General features: G+C 36.6%; 17 protein-coding genes and 3 pseudogenes. 17 read left to right on the top strand and 3 right to left on the bottom strand.

The features are described 5' to 3' along the window. The first annotated feature begins 49 nt into the window (after window positions 1-49). Both AC1PU0_RS13275 and AC1PU0_RS13270 read left to right on the top strand, forming a co-directional pair. Window positions 50-454: a pyridoxamine 5'-phosphate oxidase family protein gene (locus AC1PU0_RS13275; RefSeq protein ID WP_069655271.1), complete on the top strand. Its 405-nt coding sequence runs from the start codon at window positions 50-52 to the stop codon at window positions 452-454. A 263-nt stretch (window positions 455-717) separates the two neighbouring features. Next, window positions 718-864, top strand: a complete 147-nt coding sequence (locus AC1PU0_RS13270) for a hypothetical protein (protein WP_167351535.1) — start codon at window positions 718-720, stop codon at window positions 862-864. 68 nt (window positions 865-932) lie between these two features. On the opposite strand, the gene AC1PU0_RS13265 is transcribed toward AC1PU0_RS13270, so the two are convergent. Then, window positions 933-1,742, bottom strand: a complete 810-nt coding sequence (locus AC1PU0_RS13265; protein ID WP_069655272.1) for a metallophosphoesterase — start codon at window positions 1,740-1,742, stop codon at window positions 933-935. Between the two features lie 171 nt (window positions 1,743-1,913). Here AC1PU0_RS13265 and AC1PU0_RS13260 point away from each other — a divergent pair, with 171 nt between their 5' ends. The 10 genes and pseudogenes from AC1PU0_RS13260 to recN all read left to right on the top strand — a co-directional run bounded on the left by AC1PU0_RS13260 (window position 1,914) and on the right by recN (window position 10,859). After that, window positions 1,914-2,978, top strand: a complete 1,065-nt coding sequence (locus tag AC1PU0_RS13260; protein WP_111248610.1) for a M24 family metallopeptidase — start codon at window positions 1,914-1,916, stop codon at window positions 2,976-2,978. Window positions 2,979-3,293: 315 nt separating this feature from the next. Beyond that, the gene (locus tag AC1PU0_RS13255) at window positions 3,294-3,719 is read left to right on the top strand and encodes an Asp23/Gls24 family envelope stress response protein (RefSeq protein ID WP_010771224.1); all 426 of its coding nucleotides are present in this window, start codon (window positions 3,294-3,296) and stop codon (window positions 3,717-3,719) included. Continuing rightward, on the top strand, window positions 3,712-4,161 hold the full coding sequence (gene nusB, locus AC1PU0_RS13250; protein ID WP_069655274.1) for a transcription antitermination factor NusB: 450 nt from the start codon (window positions 3,712-3,714) through the stop codon (window positions 4,159-4,161). Before AC1PU0_RS13255 ends, nusB begins: the two co-directional genes overlap by 8 nt. 99 nt (window positions 4,162-4,260) lie before the next feature. After that, entirely contained in the window at window positions 4,261-5,106 is an 846-nt protein-coding gene (locus AC1PU0_RS13245) for a bifunctional methylenetetrahydrofolate dehydrogenase/methenyltetrahydrofolate cyclohydrolase (RefSeq protein WP_111248612.1), read from the top strand. A 9-nt stretch (window positions 5,107-5,115) separates the two neighbouring features. Then, the gene (gene xseA, locus AC1PU0_RS13240; RefSeq protein WP_479998481.1) at window positions 5,116-6,459 is read left to right on the top strand and encodes an exodeoxyribonuclease VII large subunit; all 1,344 of its coding nucleotides are present in this window, start codon (window positions 5,116-5,118) and stop codon (window positions 6,457-6,459) included. Between the two features lie 4 nt (window positions 6,460-6,463). Continuing rightward, window positions 6,464-6,703 carry an exodeoxyribonuclease VII small subunit gene (locus tag AC1PU0_RS13235; RefSeq protein WP_069655277.1) on the top strand — a complete coding sequence of 80 codons (240 nt, stop codon included), beginning with the start codon at window positions 6,464-6,466 and terminating at the stop codon, window positions 6,701-6,703. Continuing rightward, window positions 6,703-7,590, top strand: a complete 888-nt coding sequence (locus AC1PU0_RS13230) for a polyprenyl synthetase family protein (RefSeq protein ID WP_069655278.1) — start codon at window positions 6,703-6,705, stop codon at window positions 7,588-7,590. The genes AC1PU0_RS13235 and AC1PU0_RS13230 overlap by 1 nt, the downstream gene beginning before the upstream one ends. 16 nt (window positions 7,591-7,606) lie before the next feature. Continuing rightward, the gene (locus tag AC1PU0_RS13225; protein WP_206835815.1) at window positions 7,607-8,422 is read left to right on the top strand and encodes a TlyA family RNA methyltransferase; all 816 of its coding nucleotides are present in this window, start codon (window positions 7,607-7,609) and stop codon (window positions 8,420-8,422) included. 277 nt (window positions 8,423-8,699) lie between these two features. Next, window positions 8,700-9,149: pseudogene (locus tag AC1PU0_RS13220) on the top strand (arginine repressor). 17 nt (window positions 9,150-9,166) lie between these two features. Beyond that, window positions 9,167-10,859, top strand: a pseudogene (gene recN / locus AC1PU0_RS13215) (DNA repair protein RecN). A 228-nt stretch (window positions 10,860-11,087) separates the two neighbouring features. Here the strand turns inward: recN and AC1PU0_RS13210 are convergent. Together AC1PU0_RS13210 and AC1PU0_RS13205 are read right to left on the bottom strand one after the other, a co-directional pair. Next, the gene (locus AC1PU0_RS13210) at window positions 11,088-11,201 is read right to left on the bottom strand and encodes a DUF4044 domain-containing protein (protein WP_071868151.1); all 114 of its coding nucleotides are present in this window, start codon (window positions 11,199-11,201) and stop codon (window positions 11,088-11,090) included. A 70-nt stretch (window positions 11,202-11,271) separates the two neighbouring features. Beyond that, a pseudogene (locus AC1PU0_RS13205) lies at window positions 11,272-12,229 on the bottom strand (magnesium transporter CorA family protein). 184 nt (window positions 12,230-12,413) lie between these two features. Here AC1PU0_RS13205 and AC1PU0_RS13200 point away from each other — a divergent pair. From AC1PU0_RS13200 to AC1PU0_RS13180, 5 genes are all read left to right on the top strand, one after another. Further along, the gene (locus AC1PU0_RS13200) at window positions 12,414-12,785 is read left to right on the top strand and encodes a DUF3397 domain-containing protein (RefSeq protein WP_069655283.1); all 372 of its coding nucleotides are present in this window, start codon (window positions 12,414-12,416) and stop codon (window positions 12,783-12,785) included. A gap of 278 nt (window positions 12,786-13,063) precedes the next feature. Then, window positions 13,064-13,495, top strand: a complete 432-nt coding sequence (gene mraZ, locus AC1PU0_RS13195) for a division/cell wall cluster transcriptional repressor MraZ (RefSeq protein WP_069655284.1) — start codon at window positions 13,064-13,066, stop codon at window positions 13,493-13,495. A 13-nt stretch (window positions 13,496-13,508) separates the two neighbouring features. After that, window positions 13,509-14,468 (top strand): 16S rRNA (cytosine(1402)-N(4))-methyltransferase RsmH, encoded by a 960-nt coding sequence (rsmH, locus tag AC1PU0_RS13190; protein WP_069655285.1) that lies wholly within the window; start codon window positions 13,509-13,511, stop codon window positions 14,466-14,468. 16 nt (window positions 14,469-14,484) lie between these two features. Continuing rightward, window positions 14,485-14,886, top strand: a complete 402-nt coding sequence (gene ftsL / locus AC1PU0_RS13185) for a cell division protein FtsL (protein ID WP_069655286.1) — start codon at window positions 14,485-14,487, stop codon at window positions 14,884-14,886. Window positions 14,887-14,910: 24 nt separating this feature from the next. Further along, the gene (locus AC1PU0_RS13180; protein WP_069655287.1) at window positions 14,911-16,776 is read left to right on the top strand and encodes a peptidoglycan D,D-transpeptidase FtsI family protein; all 1,866 of its coding nucleotides are present in this window, start codon (window positions 14,911-14,913) and stop codon (window positions 16,774-16,776) included. Window positions 16,777-16,819 lie beyond the last annotated feature (43 nt).

Genomic DNA, 16,819 nt, shown 5'->3' with positions numbered 1-16,819 from the left:
AAAAGTTGTTATAATTAATAGAAACTTGATAAATAGGGGGCCTTCAACAATGGAGATACATGAGCGAATTGTCAGGTTATTAAATTCAAGTACCGTATTTTTAATTTCAACCATTGATAAACGAGATTTTCCAACCGTTATTGCTGTTTCTAAACCGTTGTGGAGAGAAGGGTTGTTAAAGTTACAATTTTATTTGGATGGAAATGGAGAAACGGTTAAGAATATTGAAAGTAATCCGAATGGATCTGTTTGTTGTTATGAGGAAATTCAACATGAAAGCTTGCTTTTAAAAGGGAAGTTGACAATCGAACACATTGAGTCTGTTCAATCGATCGAGCCTAAATTGTCAAGCTACCAAAAAGAATTAAATCACTCGGACCCTGTATTGGTTACTTTTGAAACGTGGACCGCTAGGATACATATGGATAAAAAAACAAAAGATATCATTGTTTAGCATAGATAGAAAGCTGATATTTTTTTAAAATAGGAGTATGAAGAGTTGAGATGATGAACGATCTCTGCTCTTTTTATGTTTGTAGTATAATTTAGCGTTCTTAATAAAACGTGATCGATCTTCATTTTTTCTTAAGAAGTGTTCATCATTTATTCGAAGATTTTTATGTTTGAGTTAAGTTTTTGGGGTTATAGTGAATTATCAACAAATAATGGTAATGGATTTTAAAGCTATTAACCATATGAAAGAAAGGGGGGATGACGATGTACGCTGTAAAAGTATTACATGGGTATATTGGTAAAGACGGACACCGTACAAGAGATAAAAACCATGTTCGAATCTTTCAAACAAAAAATTACGCAGAAAAATTCGCTGACAAAATTGGCGGACGTGTTAAAGTACTAGGATAACGTTATATATACAGGAAACGAGCAGCCTAAACGATAATTAGTTTGGGCTGCTCGTTTGTAAAAATATATTAAATGTAAAGATCAAAAACAGCAATTTCTGGTGGAACTCTAAAGCGAGCAGGAATTTTTGTGGTACCTAAACCGGTATTAACGTATAAAGTGGTGTCGTTCGCTAACGTATAAAAACCTTCAAAGTATTTTTCCGCCAATACATTTTTGATTGTAACAAAGGGCAACTTTACTTGCCCGCCATGACTATGACCTGATACAATCAGCTGAATATCGTGATCAATTAGTTCATCTGCCTTATCGGGTTCGTGGCTTAATAAAATAGTGTAGTCACTCTGACGAGCGGCTAAGGTCTCATCAATCGATGAATTTCCCAACAAAGAGTCATCTAAACCACCAATGTAGACTGATTTTCCATCAGGAAGTGAAACATTAGCACCGGAGTTTTCCAGTAGTTGGAAGTCTGCTGCTGCTAAAATGTCAGGATAAACACGAGTAGCGCCGCCACCATAATCATGATTTCCCCAAACTGCATATTTTCCTAAAGGGGCAGACAAACGACTCAGTGCAGCAATCACTTCATCAATTGGTCCATATTTTGCATAATGATCAAATAAATCGCCTGTAAATAAAATAATATCTGGTTGTTCGTTATTGACTTTCGTGACGATTTTTTCTAGTTGTGCAACTGGATATTTTTCTTGAATATGAATATCTGAAAGTTGCACTACTTTGACTGGTTTTTGGCCATCATTATTTCCTAGTGTGTAGTGATGAGTGACAATTCTTTTTGGTTCTATAAAGAAGGCGTAAAGAGCTATGCCGATAAAAACGAATATAACGCAATAGAAAACGTATCTTTTTTTCATGAGTAACCTCACTTTCACTATTTACTATAACGAAAAGAAATTAAAAAATGATAAAATGAGACTTGTAGCATAGAAACTTTAGAATAATTTAGAGGTTGTAGGTCTTCGGTGTTTTTCAAAATCATTATTTGCTATAATAGAGAAGAACTTATTAGAAAGAAGGATGAAACAATGATGGTAAGAGTAAATAAATTAAGAGCGTTAATGAAACAAAATGATCTTTCAAGTTTTTTAATTACAAGTCCGTACAATTTACGTTATCTAACCAATTTTACAGGAACAACTGGACTTGCGCTGATCACGTTAGATAAGGCTTTTTTTGTAACGGATTTTCGTTATACAGAACAAGCAGCGGAGCAAGCACAAGGTTTTGAGATCATTCAAAATGCTGGTCCAATCTATGATGAAGTGGTAGCTATCGCAGAAAGAGAAGAGTTGACTAATTTAGCTTTTGAAGAAACTTTTGTTAGTTTTGCAGAATATAGTTTGTTAGAAGAAATCACGCCATGTGATCTAATTCCGGTAGCGGGGTTAATTGAAGAATTGCGTGAAGTTAAAGATGAAGAAGAAATTGCGATTATCGAAAAAGCTTGCGGTATTGCCGACCTTGGATTTAAACATATTTTAACTGTGATCAAACCTGGTATGACGGAAATTGAAATCGCCAATCAATTAGATTTTTATATGCGTTCTTTAGGTGCTTCTGGTGTCTCTTTTGAAACAATCGTAGCCAGTGGTTTGCGCTCCGCGATGCCGCATGGTGTTGCCAGCGAAAAAGTTATCGAAAAAGGGGATCTAATCACATTAGATTTTGGTTGTTACTATCAAGGCTACGTTTCGGATATGACGAGAACTTTTGCAATTGGTGAGCCAGATAGTCAATTGAAAGATATTTACCAAATCGTTTTAGAAGCACAGTTAAAAGTCTTAGATGAAGCAAAACCAGGACTGACTGGCATTCAACTAGATGCGATTGCTCGAGATCACATTGCATCTTACGGCTACGGTGAGGCGTTTGGGCATAGCACTGGGCATGGTATCGGCTTGGAAATACATGAAGGTCCAAATGTTTCCTTTAGAGCAGACAAACAATTTGTTGCTGGAAATGTGATCACAGATGAGCCGGGAATTTATATTCCTGGTCTTGGCGGTGTTCGGATCGAAGATGACCTATTGATTACTAATGAGGGGAATCGTGTTTTAACACACTCACCTAAAGAATTGATCATTTTATAAAATAAGTAGACCATCGATGAGGAAAGAACTAATAGATAGTCTAATAGATGCTATTTTATTTAAATAAACCCTTTTCAACTCATTTTCTCATAGTTTTTTTGGTAGCGAAATGAGCGGATTAATGATAAACTATGAGGGAATAGAAACATAGATAGGTAATTGAATATAAACGAAAAAACGTTATTCTCTTATTTTCTTGTCAGGGCTATACGTTATGACCGTTCTATCATCTAGCTTCGCAGGCTGTCTCTTGAAATGTTACAACCAAAGAGACATTCGTGAGCCTGTTGCGATTTTATTATAAGGAGGATTAAAATGACTGAAGAAAAAAATCTAGTGATCAATACAAAAGATTCTTTAGGTGAAATTGTTATCGCACCAGAAGTAATTGAAGTCATTATTGGTATTGCTGCATCTAAAGTGGATGGCGTTTATGGCATGCGTGGAACATTTGCTAATAATGTAACGGAATTTCTTGGCCGTGCTGCTCACGGTAAAGGTGTTTATTTAAGAGCGGAAGAAGAAGGGCTGAAGGTGGATATTTACTGTTACTTGAATTATGGTATTTCTGTACCTAAAGTAGCATTAGAAATGCAAGATCGTGTCAAACAGCAAGTGTTGTTCATGACAGATATCGATTTAGTGGAAGTCAATATCCATGTTGTAGCAGTAGTTCCAGAAAAACTACCTGAACCAGATTTCGATGAATTATTCCCGGAAGATGAGGGAGAAAATGAGTAAGCCAAGTTTCACTCGTCATGAGATTCGTGAAAAAGCGCTCCAAGCGTTGTTTCCTTTAGATTTTAATGTTGACTTAACAAAGCAAGATGCGATTTCATATGCATTAGAGTTAGACAATCAAGAAATCATTAGTGAAGATGGGGAAGAATTTGTCCCAACTTATTTAGATTTATTGGTAGGCGGCGTTTGTGATCGAAAAGCAGAACTTGATGAGATTATCAAAAAACATTTAGGGAATAACTGGTCGATCACTCGTATTGCTAAGATGGATTTAATCATTTTGCGTATGGCGATTTTTGAAATGCTGTATGTTGGAGATGTTCCCAACACGGTTGCTTTAGATGAGGCAATTGAGCTTGCTAAAAAATATAGCGATGATCGTTCTAGAAAATTCGTTAACGGTGTTTTAGCGAATGTAATGAAAGAAATTGATTCAAAGTAGAGATGCTTTGAATCTTTTTTCATTTAGAAATCATAGAGTGTTAAGACTAGCCGAATTATGCTAAAATAAAAGAATATCGACAAAACGAGGAGTGTGCATATGGGAGAGTTAATCAATGGCCGCGAATTAGCAGATAAGATGCAAGCGCAAATCAAAGAAGAAGTGCAAGAACTTGAAAAAAAAGACATTCGTCCAGGGTTAGTTGTATTGTTAGTTGGTGAAAATTCAGCCAGTCAGACCTATGTGAAAAATAAAGACATTGCAGCAGCTAAAATCGGAATCCATTCAAAAATTGAACGTTTACCTGAAACAATTTCTGAAACTGAACTACTTTCTGTTATCGAACATTATAATCAAGACCCAGAATACCATGGAATCTTAGTTCAGTTACCGTTACCAAAGCATATCGATGAAGAAAAAGTCTTATTAGCTGTGGATCCTAAAAAAGACGTCGATGGGTTCCATCCGATGAACATGGGACACTTATTTATTGGGGAGCCCACGATGATACCTTGTACACCCTACGGCATCATGAAAATGTTTGAAGCTTATAATATTGATTTAGAGGGCAAGCGAGCAGTTGTGATCGGACGAAGCAATATTGTTGGAAAACCAATGGCGCAACTTATGATGATGAAAAATGCTACGGTTACGATTGCACACTCAAGAACCGTTGATTTGCCAGCTATAGCTAGAGAAGCAGATATTTTAGTTGTTGCGATTGGCCGTGGTCATTTCGTGACAAAAGAATTTGTAAAACCTGGTGCAGTCGTGATCGATGTCGGGATGAATCGAGACGAGAATGGAAAATTGATCGGCGATGTAAAATTTGATGAAGTGTCACCTGTTGCAAGCTTTATCACGCCAGTTCCAAAAGGTGTTGGACCTATGACGATCACAATGTTGATGTATCAAACGGTCGAAGCCGCGAAAAAACAAAAGTAAGGTGAGAAGATGGAGCAGCAATATTTAACAGTTACAGCCTTAACAAAATATTTAAAACGTAAATTTGATGCTGATCCATACTTGGAACGGGTTTATTTAACGGGAGAAATATCCAATTTCCGTCTTCGCCCCAATGCTCATCAGTATTTTAGCCTAAAAGATGATGGTGCGAAGATTTCCGCGATCATGTTTAAGTCGGCCTTTCAAAAGTTGAAATTTCAACCAAAAGAAGGGATGAAGGTTCTTCTAGTTGGTCGTATTTCATTATATGAGAGTGGCGGCTCTTATCAAATTTATGTAGAGCATATGGAACCAGATGGCGTTGGTGCTTTATATCAAGCTTTGGCAGAATTGCGTGAGAAGTTAGGCAAAGAAGGCTTATTTGAAGGACCCAAAAAAATATTGCCGAGATATCCTAAACGAATTGCGGTCGTTACAAGTCCAAGTGGTGCGGTCATCCGAGATATTATTACGACAGTCAAACGAAGATATCCGATTGCACAGCTGGTGTTATTTCCCACATTAGTTCAAGGCAATCAAGCAGCTGATGATATTGTTCGCAATATTCAGCGCATTGAAGAATTAGGTACTTTTGACACGATGATCATTGGTCGTGGTGGTGGCTCGATCGAGGATTTGTGGCCGTTTAATGAAGAACGAGTAGCTAGAGCAATTTATCAGGCAAACACACCTGTTATTTCATCAGTAGGTCATGAGACAGATGTAACGATTGCCGACATGGTAGCGGATGTCAGAGCTGCAACACCGACCGCTCCAGCAGAATTAGCCGTTCCGGTACTGAATGAAGAATTACTAAGAATCAAAGACCGACAAACTCGTTTAGAGCAAAGTTTCCTCTATCAATTACAACAAAAAAATGAACGGTATCAACGGTTAAGAAATTCATATGTATTCAAACAACCAGATCGTTTGTATGAAGGTCAAACAATCAAATTAGATCGAATCACACAACGGTTGATTCAATCAATGGAAACTGTTTACCATCAGAAACAACGGACAGCACAAGAGATTATTGGACAATTTAGACAGCAAACGCCTCTTGGGCAAATTAGAGAAGGGCAACAGCAACTAAAGTTTTTGAACCAATCACTTCATGATCGGATGGCGCAATACATGAAGGATAGGGAAAAACAATTTACTTCTGCTGTTCAGCAATTGGATTTGTTGAGTCCATTAAAAATCATGGGTCGAGGCTATAGTTATACAACGAAAGAACAGCAAGTAATCAAATCAGTTAACGAACTGAAACCAAAAGAAAAAATTCAAATCCATTATATGGATGGCATAGTAGATACGGTGATTGAAAAAATAACACCCGCTGAAGAGGAGTAAAAAAATGGCCAAAGAAAAAGCAGTTGAAAAAACATTTGAAGAATCATTAACTGAATTAGAAGGAATCGTCCAACGTTTAGAACGTGGAGATGTACCTTTAGAAGAAGCATTAGCCGCTTTTCAAGAAGGTATGATTTTGAGTAAACAGTGCCAAGATACGTTGCAAAAAGCTGAAAAGACATTGACAAAAGTCATGACCGAAAATAATGAAGAAATTTCGTTTGAAGAGAGTGAGGGTAATTGATGGAAGCTTTCAGTGATTTTCGTAAGCAAAGTTTACCGCTTATTGAAAAGGAAATGGAAAATTTTATCAATGAATACACTGCAAATGACCAGTTGAAAGAAGCTATGCTGTATTCGATTCATGCTGGAGGTAAAAGATTTCGCCCGCTTTTAGTGTTAGCCACCATTCGTTCGTTTAATAAAAAAGCGCAAACGCATGATTATCAAGTTGCAGCAGCTCTGGAAATGATTCATACGTACTCATTGATTCACGACGACCTGCCAGCGATGGATGATGACGATTTGCGTCGTGGAAAACCAACAAATCATAAAGTGTTTGGTGAAGCCCAGGCAATTTTAGCCGGCGATGGCTTACTTACTGCGGCTTTTCAACTCGTAGCCCTCAGTCAAATAGAGTCAAATCAAAAAATATTGTTGATTCAGATACTAAGTAAGGCTGCTGGAACTCAAGGAATGGTCGCAGGGCAAGCAGGTGATCTACAAGGAGAAAAACGCTCATTGTCATTGTCCGAGTTAGCTAATGTTCATGAAAAGAAAACGGGAGCTTTGATTGAATTTGCTCTCTTAGCAGGTGGGATTTTGGCGGAGCAGCCAGAAGAAATAGTTGATTTACTGGGTATTTTTGCTCAACATTTAGGGTTAGCTTTTCAGATCAAAGACGACTTGCTGGATGCGACAAGTACAGAAGAAGAATTAGGCAAGCAAGTTGGGCGAGATGAAGCACTAAACAAAAGTACTTATCCAAATTTACTTGGATTAGAAGGTGCTAAAGAAGCCTTGAACGAACAATTAACTAAGGGCAGTAATACGTTAAAAGCAATAAAAGAAACAAGCTCGGAGTTTCATTCAGAATTATTACAAGAATTATTAGAACAATTGCAGTTATAATAGAAAGAAGGCACTTATGAAAAAAGAGCGCGTCGATACTTTAGCGTTTACTCAAGGATTATTTGAAACAAGAGAAAAGGCCAAACGTGCAGTGATGGCTGGGCTCGTGTACAATGATAAAAACGAACGATTAGATAAACCGGGGGAGAAGATTTTGAGTGAAACCCCCTTGCAAGTAAAAGGTCAAACTCTGCCGTATGTATCCCGCGGGGGATTGAAACTAGAAAAAGCGTTGGACGTATTTGAATTAGATGTGACAGATAAGACCATGTTGGACATTGGTGCTTCGACTGGAGGGTTCACGGATGTAGCGTTGCAAAATGGTGCTCGCTTGAGTTACGCCTTGGATGTCGGATATAACCAATTAGCATGGAAAATTCGTCAAGATGAACGAGTTGTTGTGATGGAACGGACCAATTTTCGTTATAGTACACCAGAAGATTTTCATGAAGGTGTTCCTGATATTGCTACGATCGACGTATCCTTTATTTCGCTGAAGTTGATTTTACCTCCATTGCATAAAATTTTGAAACCAGGTGGTAAAGTAGTCGCTTTGATTAAACCTCAATTTGAGGCTGGCAAAGAGCTTGTAGGGAAAAAAGGGATTGTTCGTGAACCAGAAACACACACACTTGTTTTAAATGATATTCTTTCATTTGCGCAAGAACATGGATACTCTGTTAGCGGATTAGATTACTCACCAATCACTGGTGGAGAAGGAAATATCGAATTTTTAGCCTATTTAACCTCTAAAGAAACATCAGAGCCTAAAGATCTTTCGGCAGAAACTACGGCAGTTGTTGAAGCTGCGCATAAAAAGTTGAAAGGCTAGGTTATAAAATTAGACGAAAGAACGATTAGTTGCTCGTTAAACACAAGATCTTATTGATAAGACTGAGATAAAACCTTCAGTGTTTTATTTTCAGCCTTATTTTTTATCCTTTCAAAATGAATAAAAATACGCTATTATAAAATGGAAATGAATCGAAAAAGAAGTGTGCCTATTTAGTACGTTATAATGGTAGAAAAAAATAACACTAGCTTTTATTTCTAAGTGCTGAAAAGCGATGTTTGGAAAGACGAATCATTAGGAAAGGGAGCATATTAGTATGAGAAAAAAAGATCGGCATCGTTTGATTACTCGCTTATTAGCTGAAAAAAATATTCAAAAACAAGAAGACTTTGTGACATATCTAGAAGAAAAAGGGATCGAGGTGACACAAGCAACCATTTCTCGTGACATTAAAGAAATGAAATTAATCAAAGTACCTTCCGTAGATGGCGGCTATCGATACAGTATTCCGGCAGAAACAAAGGAAGATACGTCGGTCAAACTAGAAAAATTGATGAAAGATGCATTTGTTTCAGTCGATCAAATGGAAAAGCAAGTTATTTTGCGTACTATACCAGGGAACGCTTAGCAGGCATCTAAATTAATAGAAAAGCATTACAAAGACATTGTTTTTGCAACACTTAATGATGATGCCAGTGTCTTGATCATTGCACGAACTGAAAAAGATGCTGAATTTTTAAAAAATGAGTTTTTCCGATATTTATAAAATCGAGGTGAATAAACATGCTGCAAGAGCTTTCTGTAAAGAATTTTGCGATCATATCCTCCTTACAATTAGAATTTCAAATGGGAATGACCGTTTTGACTGGGGAAACAGGTGCGGGAAAATCAATCATTATTGATGCGATGGGATTGTTGACAGGTGGTCGAGGATCAAGTGATTATATACGCCAAGGCGCTACTAAATGTACGCTTGAAGGCCTATTTACAATGCCAAAAAATCAAGAATTAGTGACCCTTTTAGAAGAATTGGGGATTGAGACCGATGAAGAATCAATCGTAATCCAAAGAGATATTTCAACTTCGGGGAAAAATGTTTGTCGTGTGAATGGCCGAATCATCAATATTTCAAATCTACGAAAAATTGGTGAATTTTTAGTCGATATTCATGGTCAGAATGAACACCAAGAATTGATGCAAAGTGAAAAACATTTAGGCATGTTGGATGACTTTGGCGGCAAAGAATTATTCAAGATAAAAGAGCAATATCAAGAAATTTACTCAGAGTACCGCATGATCGAAAAAAAAGTCAGAAACAGACAAAAGAACGAAAAAGAATTTGCACAACGGATGGATATGTTACAATTTCAAAGTGATGAAATAGCTGCGAGCACAACTTGTTTTAGGTGAAGAAGAACAATTGATCGAAGAACGAAATAAGCTAGGGAATTTCCAAAAAATAGCAGACGCTTTAGCTGCCAGTTATGAAGCAGTCAATGGGGACGGGGATAGCAGTTTAGATAAGATCGGCTATGCGATGAATGAATTACTCTCGATCGAGATGCTGGATCCAGAGTATAAAGCTATTTCTGAAGCAGTTCAAAACAGTTATTATCTTTTACAAGAAGCTAGCGGCGATTTGTCTCGCCATATCGATAGCTTAGAATTAGATGAAAACCGATTGAACGAAGTAGAAACGAGGCTTGAACTTATTCGTCAGATGAAAAGAAAATATGGCGAATCAATTGAATCGATCCTTGCTTATTATCAAGAGATCACACAAGAATTGGCAGATGCTGATTTTCTAGAAGGACGGACTGGCGAGTTGGAAACACTTCTGGTCGAAAAGAAAAATCAGGTAATCTCAAATGGGTTGAAATTGCGGGATATTCGAAAAAAAATTGCAAAAAAACTTGAAAAAAATATCCTGAGGGAACTAAAAGAATTGTATATGGAACGAACGGTTTTTGATATTCGTTTTACTGAATTATCGGAAGAGCAGTTCACGGAAGAAGGACTGGATCAAGTGGAGTTTTATATCACTACGAATCCGGGAGAGCCGTTAAAACCTTTAGTAAGAGTTGCTTCTGGTGGTGAATTGTCCCGTGTGATGTTAGCATTAAAAACAATTTTTTCTAAATCTCAAGGAATTACGAGTATTGTCTTTGACGAGGTCGATACAGGTGTCAGTGGTCGTGTCGCACAAGCAATTGCGGATAAAATTTATCAGATATCTGAAAATTCTCAAGTATTGTGTATCACGCATTTGCCGCAAGTGGCTGCCGTAGCAGATTACCAATATTTCATCGAAAAAGAAATCATTGGGGAACGAACTGAAACAAAAGTTAGGAAATTGAAGCAATCTGAACGAGTAGCTGAAATTGCTCGCATGCTTTCAGGAAGTGAAATCACTAAGTTGACAACAGAACACGCCAAAGAATTGTTGAATATGGCTGATAAAGAACGCAAAGGCTAAAAGGGGTTTGCTTTTTGGGTAAGAAGGCTTTAATTTAAAAGCGAAAGAAATCAAGAAAACATATAGGCTAGCTATCTGCGTTTAATCAGATTTAGAGTATGGAGCAAAACTATTTTTGGGTTTTGCCTCATGCTCGTTTTTATATAAGTTTAACGTTACTCAAAAAAATAGAGAAGAAAAGCGATGCAAGGCATCTATCTTCTTCTCTGTTAAAGTCTATTTAGTTGATTATCGTAAACTCATTATTGCAGTCAATATTGTTGAGCCAGCAATGGCAATTAGCATCAACCAAACAACGACTTTAGTGACTTTAGAAAATGTACTAGTCTTTTTATCGTTCATTGATTCTACACATCCTTATTCTTTACTTTCTTTAGTTTACATCGTTTTACAAAAATCAGCAACTAAAATTTTACAAAAGGTTTCGTTTTTTAAGCCGTCGAATGACAAAAATACATGTTACTGTTGTGACAACTGTAATCCAAAAAAAGGCATCTGCTCGGTTGGCGAAGGGTAATTTCACATTCATACCGAAGATTCCACCGATAATTGTGGGGATTGTCAAGACGATCGTTAAAGAAGTCAAAATCTTCATTACGTTATTTAGATTGTTTGAAACAATTGCTGAGAATGTATCGCTAACTTTATCTACAAGTTTAAGTTGAATACTAGTAGTTGTTGCAAGCTTGCTTTGTTTCCACTAGAATATCATGGAGCCGCGGTAAGTGAGCTCTAGGATCAGTAAATATTCTAGCATTATAGAGCATATTCAAAACCTCTAAATTGGAATTTATAGCAGATTCAAAATAAACTAAACTTTTTTGAATGTCCATCATTTGATATAGTTGACTGTTTTCGGTTGACACTTTTAATTCACCTTCAAGCATGTTTGTTTGTCGGATCAATTCTTTTAAAAAACGGTTATAACAAATCGATATTTGCCATGATAAGTGTAGAATCAAGGTTTCATGAATAGGTAATTCACTACTAGGGACTGGGGTAGAAAATGTTTGTTTTAAAAAATCAGCTGAATTATTGATCACGGTGATTACTTTTCCTTCAGTCGTCAAAATAATTGCGAAAGGGAAAGTATCTAATTGCGTGTACCCACTAGGACTGATTGTTTCATGGGGATATTGAAGCAACATCAAAGCAGGCTCTTCTAAAGTATTTTGATGTAACCCTTCAAACCGAGAATTTTCGTTATCATCTAGCACGCCTGTGATATAATCTTTAGGGAGTTTATAAGTTGTGACTAATTGGTCGATTTCTTCTTCCGTAGGTTTTTCAACAGCAAGCCAAATGGTTTCATCTGTATCGGAATGAGAAGGAATCAGTTGACCATCTTCTATCTTTAAATAATTAATCAAAATGCCACCTCTTTTTTTGTGAAACTACTATAGCTCCATTATAATAGAAGTAGTGTATTTTTAGGAAACAAAGCTCTCTTAATTTAGTATTATTTAGGCATGAACTTTTAAACGAAATGAAACATCTGTGTAAAGAAAATAAAGTATAGTTAATAAAGCGTGTTACGAAAGGAATTGTTAGTAAATGGTGTCTTTTTCAATCATTATGCTTTTTTGGTATGTTTTCCCAGTAATTGTCTTATTTGCGAGTAATTTTATTATTTCAACGTTCTCATTGACAGAGCGTTTTAAAGTAAAAGCGCCGGATATTTCAATTCCATTTTTATTCATAGGATTAAACGAATTATCAAAAGATAGTTACGGACAAACAATTGTGCCTTATATGATCATTTCAGTTTTGCTATTGGGGATTTGCGTGGCTGTTTTCCAAGCATACTACTATGGAGAGATTCTTTATGGCAGATATTTTAAAATGTTTTGGCGCTTAGTCTTTCTTTTAAGCTTAGTCTTATATGCAGTGCTTATTTTGCTGAACATCGTTCATTATTTTTCATAAATTTAAAAGGGTGGCAGACATCTCACCACTTGTCCCCACCCTTTTTATTTGAAATATTTTTATGAGAAATCTCACTTGAAAATTGGAAGATAAAATCCTTATAAAATCCGTTGTATAAGAATTGGTACCGCTTTTTCATGTAGTTGTTCTACACACTTGAATATTACAAATTTTTTAAATAACCATTAAAAGGTGGAAGATTTCTTGTTTTTGGTGGTAGAAAGTGGTGGGATGTGGTAGACTGTTTCTATCAAGTGGAAAAGTGGGGAAAATTGGCTATGTTTATGGGTGAATTTCAACATAATATAGATGCCAAAGGCCGACTCATCGTACCAGCTAAATTTCGAGACCAATTAGGTGAGAAATTTGTGGTAACTAGGGGAATGGATGGCTGTTTATTTGGTTATCCAATGTCCGAATGGGAGCAATTAGAGGAGAAGTTAAAAGAAATGCCTCTAGCCAAGAAGGATGCCCGTACATTTGTCCGCTTTTTTTACTCGGCTGCTACAGAATGTGAAATCGATAAGCAAGGTAGGATTAATATCCCAGCTACTTTGAGAACGCATGGTAGTTTGGAAAAAGCTTGCGTGATTATCGGTGTTTCAAATCGAATTGAGATTTGGGATGAAGCACGTTGGCAAGAATTTTCTACAGAAGCTGAAGAGAATTTTGATGAAATTGCAGAATCGATGATTGATTTTGGTTTTTAGAAAGAGGAGCATTATGACAGAAGATTTTCAGCATTATACTGTTTTATTAAAAGAGACAGTTGACGGCTTACATGTGAAAGAAGATGGCATCTATGTCGATTGCACATTGGGCGGCGCAGGTCATAGTGAGTACTTACTCTCACAACTAAGCGAGCAAGGGCATTTATATGCGTTTGATCAAGATCAAAAAGCATTGGATTTTGCAGCACAACGATTAAAAAAATATGTTGATCTAGGGATGGTAACCTTTATCAAGTCGAATTTCCGATATTTAAAAGAAGAGTTAGCGAATCAGGAGATTTATCATGTCGATGGTATTTTATACGATTTAGGTGTTTCTTCTCCTCAGTTGGATGAAGCTGAGCGTGGATTTAGCTATCACCAAGATGCACCGTTAGATATGCGGATGGATCAAGAAGCAGAGTTATCTGCTTACCAAGTCGTTAACGACTATACTTATCATGAATTAGTGAAGATTTTTTTCCGTTACGGCGAAGAAAAATTTTCTAAACAAGTTGCTCGAGAGATCGAAAGAGTACGTGCGAAAGCACCGATTGAAACGACTGGCGAACTAGTAGAAATTATAAAATCTGCCATTCCAGCACCTGCTAGACGCAAAGGTGGACATCCAGCAAAACGAATCTTTCAAGCAATTCGAATTGCGGTCAACGATGAACTGGGAGTCGTAGAAGAGTCTTTGGAACAAGCGATTGCTTTATTAAACAAAAACGGTCGGATCAGCGTGATTACATTTCACTCCTTAGAAGACCGGATTGTAAAAAGCATGTTTAAAGAATATAGCACAATGCAGGATTTACCACCTGGGCTACCAGTAGTTCCAGAAGAATTTCAACCAGAATTAAATGTAATAACTAGAAAGCCGATTTTACCAGGTGAGACTGAATTGGCTGAAAATAATCGCTCACGAAGTGCTAAATTAAGAATTGCCGAAAAAGTTAAATTAAACTTATAAAGAAAGGGGTACTGACATGGCTGAGTTAAAAAAAATGGAAGATTTTCAATATGATATTCCAGTGATGGATGAACCAGTCAAAGGTCCAAATAATGAACCTAAAGTTCAAAAAAATGTAGACCTACCCCAATCACCGAAAAGGAAGTTGAGAAATATCTCACTTTTAGAAAAGGCAATCGGCTTTTTATTGTTAGTAGCGATTATTGGAATAGCAATTCTCACCATTCAAGTACGTACATCTATTACACAAATGACGAACCAAATCACTGAAACACAAGCAACGATCCAAGAAAAAGAAGAATCAGCTTTGAAATTAGAGCAACAAAAAAATGAATTATCAAAAGCAGATCGTATTAAGGAAGTTGCAAAAAGCAAAGGTCTTTCTGATAATATTGAGAATATTAAGAAAGTAAAATAAGGAAATATAAGGAAAGTGAAATAGATGAGCACAAAAAATAAAATAAAGAATTTTGTCAAAAAGAAGAACTTAAATCCAATGAACAATCGTAAAAAAGTAGGCATTATTTTATTTGCTACGAGTATTGGATTGTTCTTTTTATTTGCCTTTAGATTAACGTATATTGTGGCTGTTGGTAAAGTCGCTGGTGTTTCTTTGCCAGAAAAAACAGCGGACCTTTATCAAGGTAGTAAAGTTGTTAAAGCCAAAAGAGGTGCGATATTAGATCGTAACGGCGAAGTAATCGCAGAAGATGCTACTTCATATTCCGTCTACGCTATTTTATCAGAAACCTATCTTGGCGAAGATAATAAAAAACTTTATGCACAGAAAAAAGATTTTGATGCTTTAGCTGAAATCTTAGATAGAAACACAGAATTATCTAAAGATGAAGCACTAAATTACTTAAATAAAGGTGTCAACGAAGATGGTACCGTGAAGTTTCAAGTTGAATTTGGAAGCAAAGGAAAAAACATCACGTTAGAAACTAGACAAAAAATTGAAGATGAATTAAAACAGAAAAAACTTGCTGGACTTTATTTTGAAGGACATCCAGCTAGAATTTATCCTAATGGTGTCTTTGCTTCTCACTTTATCGGGTATACAGATTCTGTCGATGCTGAAGACGATTCAAAAGGGTTAGTAGGGAAAATGGGCTTAGAAGAGTCTTACAATGATATTTTAAAAGGGCAAGATGGCAAAATCGAATATGAAAAAGATGTATATGGAAATCCTTTACCTGGTACAGTTGCTAGTAAAAAAGAAGCTGTAGATGGCAAAGATATCTATACAACGATCGACAGTCGTATACAGAGCCAATTGGAATCATTATTAGATCCAGTTGTTGAAGAATACAAACCAGAAGATATGACAGCAATGCTGATGAAAGCAAAAACTGGTGAAATACTTGCCATGTCACAACGACCTTCATTCAATCCTGAAACAAAAGAAGGAATAAAAGAATGGCGTAACTTGTTAGTAGAAGATAGGTTCGAACCAGGTTCCACTATGAAACTTTTCACTACAGCCGCAGCAATGCAAGAAGGGAAGTTTAACCCCAATACAACATTTGCTTATCCAGCTGGCGGTTATAAATTAGATGACAGAACTGTAAACGATCATGATTTTGGTGCAGTGGGGCCTTTGACGTTCCGTCAGGCTATTTCTTGGTCTAGTAACGTAGGGATGCTTACTTTAGAGCAAATGATTGGTGGCGACAAGTGGAAAGAGTATCTGGAAAAATTTGGATTTGGTAAATCAACGAATTCAGATCTAGCAGGGGAGTCAGCAGGGGAACTTCCAGGAGATAACTGGGTCGATCAAGCGATGTCTTCATTTGGTCAAGCAATCTCTGTTACAAACTTCCAAATGATGCAAGCTTATACAGCAATTGCCAATGACGGTTCAATGTTGAAGCCGCAGTATATCAGTAAAATTGTAGATAAAAATACTGGAGAAGAAAAAGTTACTCAACCAGAAAAAGTAGGGCAACCGGTCATTACACCACAAGCTGCAAGTGATATTCGAACATATATGATCGATACAGTAGAAGATCCTAATTATGGTATTGCTTATGACGTTTACAAAGTTCCAGGATATCATGTAGCGGCTAAAACAGGTACAGCTCAAATCACTGGAAAAAATGGATACATGGCTGGTTTAACAGATTATACCTATTCTGTTGTAGAAATGGTACCAGCAGATAATCCAGAATATATTTTGTATCTTACAATGAAAAAACCTCAAACCTACACTAGAGATGCACTTGCTAAAATTGCTAATCCGTTGATGAAAGTTGTAATGGATTCGATGGATAGTGACTCAGCTGCAACTGAAGATGTGGCGAAATAAATGAAAAAGTAAACCAATACGAGTTGAATAATTAGGAGAGATA

The sequence above is a fragment of the Enterococcus sp. XAF26B05_ASV22 genome, assembly GCF_056727285.1.
This window is presented reverse-complemented; position numbering and strand designations above follow the sequence as displayed.

Bases quoted from the DNA above. Each gene is read 5' to 3' on its own strand.
- AC1PU0_RS13260 (WP_111248610.1), top strand. From the start codon at position 1,914: ATGATGGTAAGAGTAAATAAATTAAGAGCGTTAATGAAACAAAATGAT.
- AC1PU0_RS13225 (WP_206835815.1), top strand. From the start codon at position 7,607: ATGAAAAAAGAGCGCGTCGATACTTTAGCGTTTACTCAAGGATTATTT.
- AC1PU0_RS13210 (WP_071868151.1), bottom strand. From the start codon at position 11,201: ATGAACGATAAAAAGACTAGTACATTTTCTAAAGTCACTAAAGTCGTT.
- mraZ (WP_069655284.1), top strand. From the start codon at position 13,064: ATGTTTATGGGTGAATTTCAACATAATATAGATGCCAAAGGCCGACTC.
- AC1PU0_RS13245 (WP_111248612.1), top strand. From the start codon at position 4,261: ATGGGAGAGTTAATCAATGGCCGCGAATTAGCAGATAAGATGCAAGCG.
- rsmH (WP_069655285.1), top strand. From the start codon at position 13,509: ATGACAGAAGATTTTCAGCATTATACTGTTTTATTAAAAGAGACAGTT.
- AC1PU0_RS13270 (WP_167351535.1), top strand. From the start codon at position 718: ATGTACGCTGTAAAAGTATTACATGGGTATATTGGTAAAGACGGACAC.
- AC1PU0_RS13180 (WP_069655287.1), top strand. From the start codon at position 14,911: ATGAGCACAAAAAATAAAATAAAGAATTTTGTCAAAAAGAAGAACTTA.
- ftsL (WP_069655286.1), top strand. From the start codon at position 14,485: ATGGCTGAGTTAAAAAAAATGGAAGATTTTCAATATGATATTCCAGTG.
- AC1PU0_RS13275 (WP_069655271.1), top strand. From the start codon at position 50: ATGGAGATACATGAGCGAATTGTCAGGTTATTAAATTCAAGTACCGTA.
- AC1PU0_RS13265 (WP_069655272.1), bottom strand. From the start codon at position 1,742: ATGAAAAAAAGATACGTTTTCTATTGCGTTATATTCGTTTTTATCGGC.
- xseA (WP_479998481.1), top strand. From the start codon at position 5,116: ATGGAGCAGCAATATTTAACAGTTACAGCCTTAACAAAATATTTAAAA.
- nusB (WP_069655274.1), top strand. From the start codon at position 3,712: ATGAGTAAGCCAAGTTTCACTCGTCATGAGATTCGTGAAAAAGCGCTC.
- AC1PU0_RS13255 (WP_010771224.1), top strand. From the start codon at position 3,294: ATGACTGAAGAAAAAAATCTAGTGATCAATACAAAAGATTCTTTAGGT.
- AC1PU0_RS13235 (WP_069655277.1), top strand. From the start codon at position 6,464: ATGGCCAAAGAAAAAGCAGTTGAAAAAACATTTGAAGAATCATTAACT.
- AC1PU0_RS13200 (WP_069655283.1), top strand. From the start codon at position 12,414: ATGGTGTCTTTTTCAATCATTATGCTTTTTTGGTATGTTTTCCCAGTA.
- AC1PU0_RS13230 (WP_069655278.1), top strand. From the start codon at position 6,703: ATGGAAGCTTTCAGTGATTTTCGTAAGCAAAGTTTACCGCTTATTGAA.